11 protein-coding genes are annotated in these 15,627 nt (G+C 42.0%); 3 read left to right on the forward strand and 8 right to left on the reverse strand.

The features are described 5' to 3' along the window. Positions 1-4: 4 nt before the first annotated feature. The gene (locus D3P07_RS04320) at positions 5-439 is read right to left on the reverse strand and encodes a resolvase (protein ID WP_119798824.1); all 435 of its coding nucleotides are present in this window, start codon (positions 437-439) and stop codon (positions 5-7) included. 152 nt (positions 440-591) lie between these two features. On the opposite strand from D3P07_RS04320, the gene D3P07_RS04325 reads away from it, so the two are divergent. Further along, positions 592-798: a helix-turn-helix domain-containing protein gene (locus D3P07_RS04325; RefSeq protein WP_119798825.1), complete on the forward strand. Its 207-nt coding sequence runs from the start codon at positions 592-594 to the stop codon at positions 796-798. Positions 799-1,234: 436 nt separating this feature from the next. Here D3P07_RS04325 and D3P07_RS26860 read toward each other — a convergent pair whose 3' ends face one another. The 6 genes from D3P07_RS26860 to D3P07_RS04355 all read right to left on the reverse strand — a co-directional run bounded on the left by D3P07_RS26860 (position 1,235) and on the right by D3P07_RS04355 (position 12,599). Beyond that, entirely contained in the window at positions 1,235-1,375 is a 141-nt protein-coding gene (locus tag D3P07_RS26860) for a hypothetical protein (protein ID WP_182914172.1), read from the reverse strand. A 539-nt stretch (positions 1,376-1,914) separates the two neighbouring features. Further along, positions 1,915-2,247 carry a YxiJ family protein gene (locus tag D3P07_RS04330; protein ID WP_147384476.1) on the reverse strand — a complete coding sequence of 111 codons (333 nt, stop codon included), beginning with the start codon at positions 2,245-2,247 and terminating at the stop codon, positions 1,915-1,917. Between the two features lie 63 nt (positions 2,248-2,310). Further along, positions 2,311-3,525 (reverse strand): polymorphic toxin-type HINT domain-containing protein, encoded by a 1,215-nt coding sequence (locus tag D3P07_RS04335; RefSeq protein WP_119798827.1) that lies wholly within the window; start codon positions 3,523-3,525, stop codon positions 2,311-2,313. A 667-nt stretch (positions 3,526-4,192) separates the two neighbouring features. Then, a complete protein-coding gene (locus tag D3P07_RS04345; RefSeq protein ID WP_119798829.1) occupies positions 4,193-4,834 on the reverse strand; it encodes a HEAT repeat domain-containing protein in 642 nt (213 codons plus the stop codon). A 26-nt stretch (positions 4,835-4,860) separates the two neighbouring features. Continuing rightward, positions 4,861-11,028: a S8 family serine peptidase gene (locus D3P07_RS04350; protein WP_119798830.1), complete on the reverse strand. Its 6,168-nt coding sequence runs from the start codon at positions 11,026-11,028 to the stop codon at positions 4,861-4,863. A 23-nt stretch (positions 11,029-11,051) separates the two neighbouring features. Further along, positions 11,052-12,599, reverse strand: coding sequence for an RHS repeat domain-containing protein (locus D3P07_RS04355; RefSeq protein WP_119798831.1), 1,548 nt, complete (start codon positions 12,597-12,599; stop codon positions 11,052-11,054). A gap of 285 nt (positions 12,600-12,884) precedes the next feature. Here D3P07_RS04355 and D3P07_RS04360 point away from each other — a divergent pair, with 285 nt between their 5' ends. Beyond that, positions 12,885-13,916, forward strand: a complete 1,032-nt coding sequence (locus D3P07_RS04360) for a M23 family metallopeptidase (RefSeq protein ID WP_119798993.1) — start codon at positions 12,885-12,887, stop codon at positions 13,914-13,916. Between the two features lie 140 nt (positions 13,917-14,056). Here D3P07_RS04360 and yunB read toward each other — a convergent pair whose 3' ends face one another. Continuing rightward, positions 14,057-15,130 carry a sporulation protein YunB gene (gene yunB / locus D3P07_RS04365; protein ID WP_259391335.1) on the reverse strand — a complete coding sequence of 358 codons (1,074 nt, stop codon included), beginning with the start codon at positions 15,128-15,130 and terminating at the stop codon, positions 14,057-14,059. Between the two features lie 224 nt (positions 15,131-15,354). Between yunB and D3P07_RS04370 the strand changes: the two genes are divergently transcribed. Beyond that, the gene (locus D3P07_RS04370; RefSeq protein WP_119798832.1) at positions 15,355-15,570 is read left to right on the forward strand and encodes a hypothetical protein; all 216 of its coding nucleotides are present in this window, start codon (positions 15,355-15,357) and stop codon (positions 15,568-15,570) included. Positions 15,571-15,627 lie beyond the last annotated feature (57 nt).

Raw genomic sequence — 15,627 nt, forward strand, 5'->3', positions numbered from 1 at the left:
CCGCCTATATTATGGCTTGATGAGGCCCAGCAGCTTGAATACCACCATGTAGATAAAGTCCTTGGTAGAATGATATACGGTCTAGGATTCTGTTGACCTGCAATTTTGTAAATCGCTTTCCTTGCTGTGTTGTAAAACAATCGTAGTTCAACTGAAAGACCAATTGTGATAGTGACCAATCAGGAAACAGCTCTTTGCGTTCAAACAGGCGTTGGAAAGCTAAAGCTTCGTTCAGATTGGTTTCATTTGCTTTGTGTCCTTTACTAGCGTTGTAGCCTAATGCCGCACGTCCAACTGAATAACCGCCTTGCTTTGCTTTCTTATTGCGTCCTCGATTCAATTTCTTTGAGATTTCAAAGCGCTGGTACGCATCGAGTAATTCCATAAGTCCATTGATTAAAAAAACGCTAGAGTCTTTCTTATGACCAATGACTTTCATGCTGATTCCTCCTCCACCATTATGATAATCACAATCAATGTTACGCTACAGCGTCACAACTCAATTATATGACGTTACAGCGTCACATGCAATGTGTATTTTACTAAATTATGATATATTGTTATATATATCAGCGTAGGAAGGGTACGGTTATGCAAATCAAAATCAGATTACAGGAACTTTTGGATGAACGGAGTATATCTCAACGACAACTTGCGATGATGGTAGATATGCGTCCCGGTACAATAAATGCTCTATGCAGGGGAACGACAGATAGAATTTATATCAGTACTCTTGAGCAAATCTGCAAGGCGTTGAACGTTCATATTCACGAATTAATAATCATGGAGGATGACTAACTGCGGTGGATACTGGACAAGCTTGTCCATCGGTATCTTGTCATCCGGCTTATGCACCAATTCCAAACCTCGTTAGTTCTCCTTCAATGGCTACCCCCCGCCGTTGCAACAAGTCCAATCGCTTGTCATAGACCCTGCAATATCCGGCAACTTGCCGTTGATAACGCTCGTTTGAGTAATACGTTCCTTTTCTTTTCCGCCCAGTCAACGACAGAACGAACAGTTCGGATTAAGACAAAGGAATGTCAAACGCCACTTCGGAACGAACATGTAGAATGTCCGTAGCATTATTTCCAATCTCCGAAATCCAAGCCTGGAAGTGAATCAGAGAATCGGGTGGGTATTCTAGCCGAAGCGTATGCTTCCTTGCTAGTCGGGCATAAACGAGTTGATACGAGAGATATACCCAATTCTTACCCTCCCTCACTCGTACTCGCTACTTAAATCCCTTGTCCTTAACGTAAAATGCGGCGTTGTAGTAGTAACAAAGCCACTGGCGAAGCGGCTTAAGGAACGTCCAATACACGTTTGTAAAATCCACTACAATGCGGTCAATTGATACCTTCACACCTTCCATGTTCAGCCCCCACCGGAAATTTTTAAACGAATTTCCGTCTATAATTTAGAGGGTAAGGTGGCTAGCCTGAACGTTTCCTTACCTGTATATGTAAACTGGTCGTCACCAAATTGCGTTTGCACAGTAACTATCGGGGCAAATTGACGGATCGTTGCGGAGGAAATTCAAATATTATCTCTCCTTGCTATAGTGGTCGGTCTACCTTAGTCCAAAGTTGCGGCTTCATCTTAGGACAATTATGAATTTTTGTACGTTCATTACTTTTTGAAAAAAACGCAAGAAAGCGAAGGCAAGGTTTTAGAATCCAAATGCGGTGGTATCTGATGATTTTAAGGCTATGTCGAGGATACAGATTAAGACAAAGGGGTTATATTCTCAAGCATTTTGTATGTGCGTACAGTGGTTTCGGTGAATTATCACATGGAGGTGATGAGGGTTAAGTTCTTTCGGAACGCACCACCCGATTCATTCGGCACTGGGTGGAATTATATAAATTAAAAACCACAAGCGACGGATACTCGCTTGTGGTCGAATGAAGGTTATTGATTTTTCAAAAAGTCCAATATCAATTTTCTCGTCTTTTCATGAGAAAGGTACTCATTAAAAAGAAGTGAGTAATGAATTAGTTTTTCCTCAAGGAAGCTATAGTGTTCAAATCGTTCAAAGAATCCCTTGTGTAATAGAACTACCTGCCTTTCAGGTATGCCCCCTACATTATTGTTTATGATATAAGTAATCGTCCCTGCAATGACCGAACAATAATCATTAAAATCTGCACTAAAACTATCATCGGTTTGAGAGAAGTCCTCTTTAAAATCTTCTCTCATCTTAGCAATGTCTTCATAAGGAAATGGATTACTCAATTGTGTCACAAATAGTTCTGCTAATGCCCCTTTGTAATTCAGTAGAAGCTCCTCCTTCCATGTCTTAAACCATTAAGTCTTGCCAAAAGAAACAATCGTACCGTCGGGAGCAATATCGATATATTTTCCATTCTTTTTGTATCGAGTAGTTCCTTCTACTGCTCCTGAAACAGGGCTTTTTGTTGAGCCTTTTTTCACAGTCCTAGCAAATTCCTCAGCTTTTCTTACATACTGCTCCAAATTTTCCGCCCCTACAGATGCTCCGTGTTTCTTAAAATGATATTCTGCTGAATTTTCTAGAGTATCAAAGCTACCCTTGTTCCATTTTGTTAAATTGCAGTTATGCACCCAAATACCAAGATTGGACACAAAGTACGAATGAAAATCAGCAACCTCAAAATTGTAAACCGTTGCTTCACGCGGCTCTTTCTCAATCTTATCTATTTCCAGTTTAGAACCATCACTCGAAACAAGCAAGTCTCCAACTTTCAAATCTTTAACTTCCGTCCATCCCTTGCCATCAAGCCAAAACGGATGTTCAGCAGTAGCTTCTATAACTTCATCACCAACATGGACATTGTAGATTTCATCAGCCTGCTTTTGAAACAGCCCCACAACCTCTTTATACGCTACTTCTCCAGTTTCATCAGACTTAGCGAGAACCCTATCCCCGACCGCAATCTCCTCAATCGGTTTCTCCCCTTCATCTGTTTGTACTTTTGTTCCGGCCGTAAAACAATTACAAGATTTAAATAGCTTTTTTATCCCTGCAACAATTCCTTTGCCACCTTTAGCAGCTAACTTCCCTCCCGGTATGACACCTACGAGGCCAACTACTCTATTAGTTGCTGATAATTTCTCACCAGTCACTACATTTTTGCCTGTTACAGCTTCTTGGACACTCTTCACGCCACCGACTACTGGAATAAAATCAACTACGCAGTCTCCAGCATCTACCCAACTTTTCACTCCACAATGACCAGAGGGATCCGTATAAATTAATGGATTGTTATAGACATAAGTGTAAAGATTCAACGTTATCGGATTATTGATTTCCCCTTTATAAGTATCCTCATTGATAAACCTACCCAAGCTTGGATCATACCAGCGGGCCCGAAGATATTGTAATCCCGCACTGTTGTCCCATAGCTCTCCGGAGTACCGAAATGGATTAGATACGGGTTCTATCGCCTGAAGTGTATTTCCCCAAATATCATACTTATAGCTATTCTGAACGGCTCTGGTAGCTGATCGAAGCTCTATGACATTGCCATGCCCGTTCTTCAAGTAATAACATTAGTTGCCGGACCCATCCTCTGTAAAATAACGGGCCATTTCCCTGCAAATAACTCACTTTCTCCGTCACTGTATTGTTGCTTTGCAGAATTACTTCTGCAACTAACAACTGACCAGAATAATAATAGCGTGTTGTTACATTATTTCCCTTACGTTCCAACAATAAGCCGTCGCTGTCATATTTATATTCCACAATAGCTCCGTTCCTGCTTATCTTTTTAAAGGTTCAGCGAATTATAGTGATAGTTCATATGGCTTTCTTAATATTTAGGTCGCTGTCCGGCAGTTGCTTCGCTCATCGTACGCATAAGTTTCATTCAATAATGATGAGTTGACAATCAGTTTATCTTGTCGTAAGTAAAGTTTAATGATTCCGTGATACCAACGAAGATGAATTCGATTAATTTCCTTAAATTACCTTTATTAAAAAATTTTAATAATGTTATTGTGTGGGTTAAATGGAAGTATCGTTCGATACTAATGAGCCCCACCAAAAGAATAACCTTGAAAGGCAGAAGCCAGTCAAGGTTAGTTTGATACCACATCGTTATCTCTTGTACTTATCAGGCATATTTGTCTCATTTACATACTTCAGTATTAATTTCTTCAAACTAGTTTGACGCGTTTGCAATTTATCAAGAAGAAATAAGCACCTCTATTATTCCTCATTACACATTATCTTATTTAATTCCTCTTTAATTAACAAACTCGAGTCACTAGCTAGTTTTTTGGTAGCTTCTTTCAAGAAGTCAGAAGATGTTTGGCTTAATATCCTGATAGAAACTAGCCTTATCATTTCATTATCATCCTCTAACTTTTGAAAAGATATTTCATTTGCTAACTGAGAGTTGATTTTTACCAAGGATAATAAGGCTCTTCTTTGAACATATTTACTATCATCATTAGTTAATGCTATCAAGTAATTTTCGAATTCTCTACTTTTCTTCCTTCCAATTAACTCGGCAATTTGCCACCTTGCATTGCGAAATGGAAATGAACATCCTTTTTCTATAAGTAGATTTAAACCAGAATTGGTTAATTGCTCTTCACATTCAATAAGTATGGCCTCTTCCTCATTATCTAATGCCATAACTTCTAATATTAAATCTATTTGGGATGTCTCACCCATTTCCAAATTGGTTATTGCAATACAGGTCAGTCTTATTAGTTCGTCCCAACGTGGATACATAGACTCATGGCTATTTGTGATAGTACCCAGTAATTCATATTCTTGACTGCTTAATCCGAGCCAGTCCCAAAACTGTTTTAATTCACTTTTCAATAGATACGAAATATCCATAGAACACGAACACTTCCTTTTTACCCTCATGGAAGATACAGTTTCGGGTCCACTGGATAGCCGTGTATATTACCTTTACCATCCATATGAACTCGAACACCAGTTTCTCCATTAGGCCCAATTGGTTTTCCTGTATCCCAAACTCTTACTTTATCAGAATTACTTGTTGGTGTACCTTTCATCCAACCTTCTTGAGTCAGGTTGACTCCATCTTGTCCCCTCCCCCATGAGGTCTTATTTGGGTCGTGGTTATTATGTCCATAGACATGTTTCCCTTGTTTTCCAGCATCAACTTTAGGTGCTCCTTGGACATTTCCAGTCACTATACCTTGATTCGGTAATTTCGTAACATTCCCCTTTCCCTTAGCACTTGACTGCTTAACTCTCAGGATCTCTTGGCGTAAGGCATCACTGGAGTTACTTGACTTAGGTTTCGGAGAAGCCTTGCTCTTTGATTTTGATACAGGAGGAGTAGGACTACCACCGCCACCAGACAGGGCGTGCCGAGATCTTCCCCCTCCACCGGAGCCTTGCGGAAGATGTTTGTTTCCCGACGGATCAATGTAAATCAGCGGGTTATTGACTACATACGTATACAGATTCAACGTCATCGGATTATTCATTTCACCCTTATACGTATCCTCATTGATAAACCTACCCAAGCTTGGATCGTACCAGCGGGCCCGAAGATATTGTAACCCAGCATTATTATCCCATAGCTCTCCGGTGTATCGGAATGGATTGGGTACGAGTTCTGCCGCCTGGAGTGTATTTCCCCATAGATCATATTTATAACTATTCTGAACGGCTCCGGTAGCTGATCGAAGCTCTATGACATCGCCATGCCCGTTCTTCATGTAATAATACTTGTTGCCCGAGCCATCCTCTCTCAATAATGGGCCATTATCCTGCAAATAACTCGCTTTCTCCGTTACTGTATTACCGCTTTGCACAATTCCTTCTGCAACTAACAGCTGATCAGAATAATAATAGCGTATCGTTATATTATTTTCCTTTCGTTCCACTAATAATCCATCACCATCATATTTATATTCGATGACAGTTCCATTTTTCGTGGATTTAACAAGGCGGTCAAACGAGTCGTATTCATAGGATGCATTCCCTGCAGGAATATAAATTCCGCTATCTGATGATAAGGTAAGCCTATTTCCTCGACCATCATACGTATAGCTTTCATTGAAGAGCGATGATGTTTGCAGCCGATTCATCGAATCGTATGTGAATGTATATGTCTCCTCAGGTTTATTCAAGATCTTTTCGACTCGTTTGTTGATGTTGCCATTCACATCATAGCTGTAGATGTATTTATTGAGTTGATTAGTACCGTTCAGATGCCATACCTCGGTCATCTTCCCATCTGCATAATTATAATCATGGGTGAGCCCATTGACATATTTCATTTGATCAATCATATTCCCGTATACGTAACTAAATTCCACTTGCTTGGCATTATTCCAATTCACTTGTTTAATTTGTTTCTCATCGTTATAGAGATAGTTGACCCGATCGGAGAATGGCAATATGACTTGTACGAGATCTCCGGCTACATCATAACCATAATCTATTTTTTTGGTATCTGGATACTCGATATAATCCAAATATCCCGTATCCGGTTCATAGAAGTACTTTGTCGTTCGGGTGCCATTATCCTGCATCGTCTTTCTCGAACCATCCAAATTGTAGGTAAAACGAATAGTTTGATCAGGGCCGCTCTTTTGTTCCAGCCAGTCTCTTTTATTGTTATACAGATAGTTGATTTGTTGACCTTTCTTATTGATGAAAGCAGAGACATTCCCGTTACCATCGTACGTATATTTCTCTACTTTATTCAACGGATCCGTCGTCTTTATTAATCTTCCTATCTCATCGTAGTCATGTTTAACGATTTTACCGTCAGGATAAGTCATTTGAATCATGTTGCCAGACCGGTTATAACTATACTGGAACAGCTGGTTATTTGGAGCTTTCACGGACAACAATCTTCCTAGAGGATCGTAACCGTAAGTTGTCAGAAAATTTTTCCCGTCCTGTTGGGTTAGCAATCGATGTGCCCAATCATATGTCCCCGTCCATTTTGTAGTGAACTGATTCCCCTGTCCATCCTCTCGCTTAATGACACGTCCATAAGAATCAGTTGACTCCCTGACCTTGTACCCGGTTGGGTCGGTTATCACCGAAGTGGCAAGGAAATCGTCAAACGACTGCGTAGTCTGCACCTTTCCGGATTTCGCAACCGTTAGAACTCGTCCCCAGCGATCATAGTTGAACGTCGTACGTAAGCCGGTCGCATCTTCAGCCCAAATTATTCGACTATTCGAATCATATTCATTTTTCACTTGCGGTCTCATAACACCTGCAACATAAATCCCTGATTCCATATGGAGGCCTAGAGGATTCCATTTGACGTAGGATTTTCGTTTCAGTTCATCTTCATGTGTAATTTGATTCTGAAGATCTAGGTATTGCTGTGTGACCGTCGTGCCGTCTGGTTGCGTCACTTTCGTCAAACGATCTAGTTTATCATACGTATATGTGGACGTGTTTTTCTTCCCATCTGTAAAAGCTTGAATTAAGCCGGTAGGTTTGTCATATAATGCTTGAAGCTCCTGTTGATTCGCAACCCCGTTTACATCCGTATACAATTTTATGATTTTGGTTGGAAAAGCGCTATTATAGCCATTAGCTGTGCTATATTCAACCTTTATGGTATTGGTGCGATTCTGCTCTTTATTCTGTATTTCAGTAACGTTCCCATGGGCATCGTAGGAATAAACCACATTTTGCAAAATAGCTCCTGTCGCCGAGTTCGCTCGAATCATGACCTCTTTCGGATCGCCTTGGGCCGTACGGCTCACAATCTCCGTATATAAAGCTTGAGCAGCACTAAAGCGTTCAATCGAGCTTTTTAACCTACGATTGGAATCATAGGTAAAATCGTTGACAGCTCCCAACGAATTGGAATGCTTAGTAACGTTTTTGTAATTATCGTAGACATAACTTTCGGTTGCCCGATTCGCCGAGGATTGGCCTGCCGCATTCGTATAATACGTTGCAACTGAAAGCGGGTTCGTCCTTGTCTTCGTCATATCATAAGTCATATCCGTGACTTTACTTACGTTAGTAGTTAAATCTTTAATCGCTGACTTGGTATGGTAATAAGCTGATCCCGTATCCGAGTTAATAAATTTCTTGTTGAAGGTATGCGTCGATTCTAGCTGTTGATCGAATAATTTAGTCGAAAACGTGTGACTGCTTCCATGTTGACTTCCCATATCTCCTTGATAGACCAATGTGGATAAATTAAAGTCTTTCGTTTGCCCGTTAGCAAAGGTCACAACATCTTTGCGTGAAGCTAACCTGTAAACGTCATTATACGATGTTGAACTTCCCCACTTTCTTCGAACATAGGATGATTCGTACGTATATTCTGTTCGTAAACCCGTTGGATGTACAATTTTCGTTAGTAAATTGTAATTATTGGATTTGCTTCCTCCACTTGGCGCAAGCTGGAACGTAGCTTGTCTCGTTGCATAACTGTAAGTGGTTTGACGACCTACCTGATCAATAACTTGATTCAATACTTCCCTGCCATCAAGAATTCCTTTGACGTAGGTAACCGTACTATTATTATATTTAATAAGCACTTTGTTTTGAGGGTATTCGATAACGATCGTATTTCCGATGGCATCGCTAACCGAAGTAAGTACCGTACCATATGTCGCTATTTCACTATATCCAAAACCAATATAATTATTGTTCTTGTCCTGAATATATATAGCGTTTCCATCATTATCGAAATAAATCTTGTTACCCAATACCGACTTTAGTACCCCTACTGACTTTCTACCCAAATACGTCACTGAGGTATCATAGGCATACGACCAATCGGACCACGGATAATTCACAAGCGTAGATCCAGAAATTTCGTAAGTTCCCAAATCCGGAACATTCACATATTTTTTGCTTCCCTCGGTTTTCACATAGGGGATGTTCCATGTCCAACCTTGACCAATGGGGAATTTCTTATTTATCGGGTTTTCTTTTGTATGGTTGGTATAGCTAGTTTCTGGGTTGGAATAAATGCCCGAGGTTGCTCGATATACGGTTTTAAACGTCTCATAATTATCGTTATACCTACCGCTTGTTACGACGCTGTATAAATCATCGATTTCTGCACGTGTGTATCTGGACATCGTTCCCTCAGATGTTCTAGGGATCCATGAAGGTGCTTCAGAGATTGTGTACGAGTAATCGAACGAATATTTTGTTCGGTAATTATATGCATAGTACATATCGAAATGCTGTGCGCTACTCGTATCATAAGTACGTGTTAGACTAAATGAAAGCCCGTTTCTGCCCGGCAGAGTAAAATCTGTTTCTGTTATGCTTAGCGAGCCGGACAACATAGATACATTCTCATTATATAACTCTATAGAGAAGGGGGCTTCGTCTATCTTCATTTGAGGAGCCACTATATTTGGTTCATTAGTATTTTGATTACTTAGCTTATTCATTGTACCGCTTGAGTTTTTCTCAGTATCCTCATTATTTTCTCTTTCTTTGACATCTTCAGTTGTGGAACTTGTTTTTTCCTCATCATGTCGAGCTGTAGATTCTTCTAAGATTTTTTCAGAAAGAATACTCTTGTCTGTAATCTCATTAGGTGAAGGATTCTCCCTATTCAAATAGAAATCGTCGCCGAAAATGGACTCGTTTTCACTTTCAGCCGAATCCGATATGTTTACAGGAACCAGTGTTTCGCCATCAAGATTATTCAAGCCACTGGATTCTGTTGCTTTATAAGATGCTGTAAATAATTTTTCTTTTTCAAGATATTCATCATTTAGCCTCGCACGTTCTTGAATCACTTTCTGCTCAGAGTATGGATCAGAGGTTTCTTTCTGAATTCTAATCGCTTCTAACTCCAAATATTTTTTTAGAAGATAGCTTTTTTCTTCTGCGGTTCCTTCAAATTCTGGAACATCACTTTGAACGGGCTCATCTTCGGGAAATGGAAGTGAAGGCAGTTCTTCATCCACACCTTCCAGTGGATCTGTGGCTATTATGAATTGTGCGAAACCATAACCAAATAATTCGGCTGGCGTCAGCTTCAGAGTGTTTGATCGCATTATTTCGTTGATTTCAGATGAACCTAGTCCAGGAAAAGCCGCCATATACCTGGCTGTTATACTTGTGACATTCGCAGCCGCTATGCCTGTACCGTCATATTGTCCACCTTCTCCACTTATGCCATAGCCTACGTAATCGAGATGAGTTCCTCTATTCGATTGGAGCATAAGCTGATGCTCTTCATCCACTGCACCTACTGCAATAACCGTATTATAACCGGCAGGAAATTCCAATGTATCGGTGGCTTGGTCGCCGGCAGCCGCAATGAGTAAAATCCCTTCCTCACTTGCCATATACATTGTTTCTGCCAACGCTAGTGAATAGTCTGAATGACTAAAACTCATATTAACGATATTTATTTCATTATCTATAGACCATTCTATGGCCTCAATTATTTGACTATATGAAGCAACACCTGATTGATCAAATATTTTAAGCGCATACAATAAAGATTCAGGGGAATTTTGCTTTATCGCAGCAATGACATCGCCCCCATGTCCATGATTATCCAGGTATTTGTCTTCATCAGATATAAATGATGCTCCTCCTGCAACTTGTTCTTCAGAAGTTGCACCTGTATCTAGCACAGCTATTTTAATTGGAGATGGTGCGGCTGCATTATTCGTTAATAGCTCTTCCTGAGTGCTAGTTAATATTGAATTATTTTGGACATTGATAGTATCAGTCGTAATCTGATCTACCTTCTCGCTAGCGGGTAGCAATCGCTCGTTTTCCGCAATAGGAGAAGCAGTCAATTGAATGATTTTATTCTTTTCAATAAATTCAACATTCTCATTGGCCGTTAACTCTTGGTATTGTTGCTGGGATAATATGACGTTAATGATTGAAACATGATCAAATATTTTCACAATACTTCCTGGGTCTAAACTATCGATTCCCGCTTCAACATCTTTGAATTTAATTAAATATTGTTCTATCTGCTCCTGAGCTGCTTGTTCTTCCAATCTCGGCTCAGCATATGTCTGAGGAACACTTGTAATAAGCATTAAAAAAGTCAGTGCAAAGATTAGTACTTTCTTCATACGAATCCTCCTATATTTTCTTTTTATTTCTGTACGGATTTCATATTCCCGTTATCATCATAAGTAAAAGAAGCAATAATATTATTTTGAGAATCCTTAATGTAAATGAGCCGTCCATTAGAATCATACTCATATTTAATACTTAATAATTGATTATTTGATGAAGTTGTGAAATTTACATCCTTTATTTTCCAATCATTGTCATACCAAGTCATTCTAACGAAATAATAATTCCCAGGTATTAAATTGTTAATCGTATAAGTACCGTTCGCAGCTTTATCACTCACGATAGTTGTCCATTGACCACTAGCATAGTGATATAATTCGAGTTTATTACCGTACACTACATTTGCAGGATACTTCACGTTAACGCCGGCAAATGTGCTTTGGACATTGCTGACATTTATCGTCGGCTGTCCTGTCGCAATTGTAGTAACAATTTTATCAACAACTATCCATACATCATTCTGAAAATATGTAAGTCTTCCTCTATAAGTATTTCCAATCGAGAGATTAGATGCAGTATAAGAACCATTTTTGGTGTAATAAGTTCCAGAAATATCAGTCCATTGGTTTGTTGTGAAATTGTACAGTTCCAATCTATTCCCATAGGCATTGGGGTTAATATAGGCAACGTTCCAGGTTATTGAGTTTGTTGTTATGTTACTTGCTGAAATTGAAGGCAGGGTTGCGTTGGTAGTGGTAACAAGTGACTGGGATGGCATATTGGATTCAATCGATTGTTTCGGAGCGTTCTTCATCAACAACATAAATTCTAAGATTCTTGATGTGTTTACTTCATACTCGTTATTCTCTATATTTCCGATTGGATTTGAGGTTACTTCAAGCAAATTATTAAGTTGTAATTGGTTCATATTTAAATTCATGGATAGCATCATAAGTATTACGTCTAGACTTGATGTTCCATCTACTAAATTATATTTTCTTGATACGACTTTATCTTTCTCGACAGAATAACTTTTAATCAGTGCTTTTTCAGAAACCTTTTGAGCAAGATCATCTTTATTAATTGTTATTGCTTTTCCGAGCTCATTTTTTTCAACAATTATATCGGAACTAATAAATAGGAGTCCTTTCTCACTGGCAACACTCATAGCTTTCCGTTCTTTAGCGGAAAAATCATCTTTGATAGTGGGCAATTCCAATACTTTAATTTGATTTTCCAAAGACCAGTCAATAGCAGAAATTAAGAAGTCTCGACTATCTGATATAGTTATGATGTATTTCTCCACTTGCTTATTCTGTACTAAAGTCTTATTGGGAAAATACTTTTTCTTATCCTCCTGCTTAAGCATTTGAAGTGATTTTTCAATCGATTCTGCACGTAATTGTTCAACATCCATTTTTTTAGCGCTTTCTTTTCCCTGGATGGATGCCGTTTTAATCGTTTTTACCTCGCTTGCACTTTCAATCCCTTTCATATTTTCGCTGATGGCAATACTTTGCGAGCTCTGAAAGTAGCTAGTAAATAAGAAAATAATCATAATCAAGATAACGATTTTTTTCTTGGAGACACCAGTAAACGACGCTCTTTGTTTCCTCTTAAACATCACAAGAATACATCCTTTCATATTTTTATTATTTTCTATTATATTTGATAATATATTACAATTTAAGTCTATATCCTATATAAATCCCGTCCAATAGTTCTTAGGTAGGATAAACTGCTATTTCCCCCTATATTTTTCTATAGGCGAACAAATGTTCTACAATCAAAAATCACCTTATCCTAGCCCTAAAATCATTTTCTGGATAAAATCCACTCCACCCGCAAAACATACCTTTATGTCCGTCATGCTTCTGAAAGGGTGAGAAGATTGAAGGTGTGGATTCCGATGACGGCCGCTGTGACGGCTTTGTCGCTTATTATAAGTCCGGGAGTTCCTGCAGCCGTAGCAGGGAAGACGGTATCGGCAGCAGCAAGCCGCATGGAGGAGCCGGGGGCTGTTCCCGTCAAGGATCAATACGATGTGCGGCGCGAGCTATACGACAGCCTGAGCAGTGTAACGAACGTGGAGTGGTACTGGATCGCCGCGGTCGATCAGTATGAACGAACGATTTCGAAGGCGAAGCCGAAGGCCAGACCGCAACTCGGCCAGACAGTCGGCGTCTTCATCGATCAGGCACGGTGGGCAGGCGTGCTTAACCCCTACTCCGACGACAACTTCCCGCTATCCATCCAATGGTTCAATGGTATTGGACGAGACGGGGACGGCAACGGCCTCGCTGATCGCAGCAGCGATACTGACTTGCTCTATTCCCTGGTAAGCTTCGCCTCGGCGAAAGGAACGAGCGACATACGCTTCCCCATCGGCTTATGGGATTATTACCGCAACAGCCGCGCCGTGCAACGGATTGAGCAGTTCGCATCCGTCTATAAGAAATACGGCAAGCTTGATTTATACCAGCACGCCTTTCCTTTGCCGGTCGGCACGAATTACTCCTACAAGGATACATGGGGCGCCAAGCGGGGCTGGGGCGGGCGCCGCAGCCACGAAGGCACCGATCTGTTCGCCGGGCACGGCACACCAGTAAGGAGCACCTGTTATGGCGTCATCGAGATTAAGGGCTGGAATCGGTTCGGCGGGTGGCGTATCGGTATACGTGATCTGAACAACCATTACCATTACTACGCTCACCTGTCCGGCTTCGACAAGAAGCTTGCGGTCGGCGATATCGTGGAGCCGGGACAAGTCGTCGGCTGGGTCGGCAGCTCCGGCTACGGGAAGCCTGGCACCTCCGGCAAGTTTCCTCCGCATCTGCATTATGGCATCTACAGCGACCGAGGGCTTGTAGAATGGGCTTTCGACCCCTATCCGATGCTGAGACGGTGGGAGCAGCAAGAACGCCAGCGCCGAAGACGCTAGAGCCTATGCACGCTCGGGTCCTCATGCTCCTCGCACTGCCTTTACGCAACCAGGCAGCGAATAGATGCTCCAACACAACAATCCCGCAGGGGCTGGCAGCCCCTGCGGGATTGTTCGATTTTGGCTCAGTCTCAGGATCATTATTCGGACTGCATCTGTAATAACGGGGAATGTCCGTCCTCCGCCTTCTTCTCTCCTTCTTCGACACCTGGACTGGTGGAGACTCCCGTCCCCGGCGAGATCGGAACGGATATGTTAGGCGCTTGCGGCGCATTCTCTCCGACCGGATTGCCGGAGCTGTCGTAATAATACATCGGCACATCGCCGACAACGAGCAAATAGGAGATCGGTATTTCCGTCTCCACCAGCTCCGGCTCGGTATCGAACGGAATAATGATGGACACCTCCGCGACTACCTTGATGTAGACCTCGACCAGCACCATATTGATAGCTGCGTTGCGCTCTCTTGTGCTCAGCTCGACCTTAACCGCTCCGACCGGCTCGAATTTGACAGGAACACGAGGACCGAATGAGGAGATGATCGCACTATTAAGCGCATGACCAATCGGAATATGCTCCGGTATGTCCTTAATCTCCTTCAGCGTGCTCTGCACCGTTTCGATCGTCTCGGATGTAATACTCATATGTTCCGTATAGTTCAGCATAAATCCCGATATCTTCCCATTTCCGTTCATTTTCCAGTCAATTAGCTTCTCCGAGTCCGATTTGCGGGCAACCTGCTCCGTAATGGCTTTATTAATCGCTTGGGTGGCGACCTGCTTCACCCGGACCTTGGCAATATTCATTAGAGGCGGACGCAAATTCCGCTCGATAAAGATAAACGACGGCACCGTGAACAACAGCATAAATACCAGCATCAGCAATAGTATGGTGCGCTTGCGTATCCGGCGCCGAGGACGCGCATCCTTGGGCTTCGTCCCCCAGGAAGACACTTGCGCCTTCCGTCCGCTGCGGCGGGGCTGGAAGAGGGAAGGTCGTTTGCCCCAACCTCCGCCTTTGCCTCCGGAGGCTGGCTTGCCGCCCCACTTCATGCCGTTCAGCTTCGTTCCGCCCGAGCCCCATTTCGCTCCGCCTGACTTGGCGGGCGCTGATTTGGCGCGTGGACCTCCCCAAGTCACCGTCTTCACCTTGCGAAAACCTCCCAAGCCTCGGAACAGCCCGTGTCGAAAGCCTCGCCTTCCCCACTTCGCCATCTCTATCCCTCCCGTCCGCTCGTCCTGCGCTCTTCCATACTTATGCGGGGTTTGGACAAAAAAGAAGGCGAGCCTGGACTAACATCCCTTCTCTTCTAATGGCTGCAACCGTGAAAAATCGCCCCGACTGACTAGCCCTTGTTGTTCGAAAGCACATCATGCGCTAGACTATAGATCATGGAATAATGACAGGCGATACGCCACATTAAGAAGGGAGTTCGAACATGTCGCTTAACCGAAGGCTGCTGACGGATACCGATTTTGAAGAAGCATTGCAAAAAGGGACGCGTATCCGGGTATTTCAGGATAATCACATCGTAGATGCGAGCTCCGTTATCGTACGGTTCGACGAGAATACCGTCGTGACCCAATCTACCGTGAGCGATCTCATGTATCATCAAAGATCGGCCTGCGAGTTTTTCGATCTGCGAAAGCGATAAGCACCTATACATGCCGAAAGGCCGTCCGCGAGCTGCGTTATGCAGTCTTTGGACGGC

The organism is Paenibacillus sp. 1011MAR3C5, assembly GCF_003591485.1.
Taxonomy (GTDB): Bacteria; Bacillota; Bacilli; order Paenibacillales; family Paenibacillaceae; genus Pristimantibacillus.

What these genes read in the sequence shown, in the direction of transcription:
- D3P07_RS04320 (WP_119798824.1), bottom strand. Translation starts at nt 439, where the DNA reads ATGAAAGTCATTGGTCATAAGAAAGACTCTAGCGTTTTTTTAATCAAT.
- D3P07_RS04325 (WP_119798825.1), top strand. Translation starts at nt 592, where the DNA reads ATGCAAATCAAAATCAGATTACAGGAACTTTTGGATGAACGGAGTATA.
- D3P07_RS26860 (WP_182914172.1), bottom strand. Translation starts at nt 1,375, where the DNA reads ATGGAAGGTGTGAAGGTATCAATTGACCGCATTGTAGTGGATTTTACA.
- D3P07_RS04345 (WP_119798829.1), bottom strand. Translation starts at nt 4,834, where the DNA reads ATGGATATTTCGTATCTATTGAAAAGTGAATTAAAACAGTTTTGGGAC.
- D3P07_RS04350 (WP_119798830.1), bottom strand. Translation starts at nt 11,028, where the DNA reads ATGAAGAAAGTACTAATCTTTGCACTGACTTTTTTAATGCTTATTACA.
- D3P07_RS04355 (WP_119798831.1), bottom strand. Translation starts at nt 12,599, where the DNA reads ATGTTTAAGAGGAAACAAAGAGCGTCGTTTACTGGTGTCTCCAAGAAA.
- D3P07_RS04360 (WP_119798993.1), top strand. Translation starts at nt 12,885, where the DNA reads ATGACGGCCGCTGTGACGGCTTTGTCGCTTATTATAAGTCCGGGAGTT.
- yunB (WP_259391335.1), bottom strand. Translation starts at nt 15,130, where the DNA reads ATGGCGAAGTGGGGAAGGCGAGGCTTTCGACACGGGCTGTTCCGAGGC.
- D3P07_RS04370 (WP_119798832.1), top strand. Translation starts at nt 15,355, where the DNA reads ATGTCGCTTAACCGAAGGCTGCTGACGGATACCGATTTTGAAGAAGCA.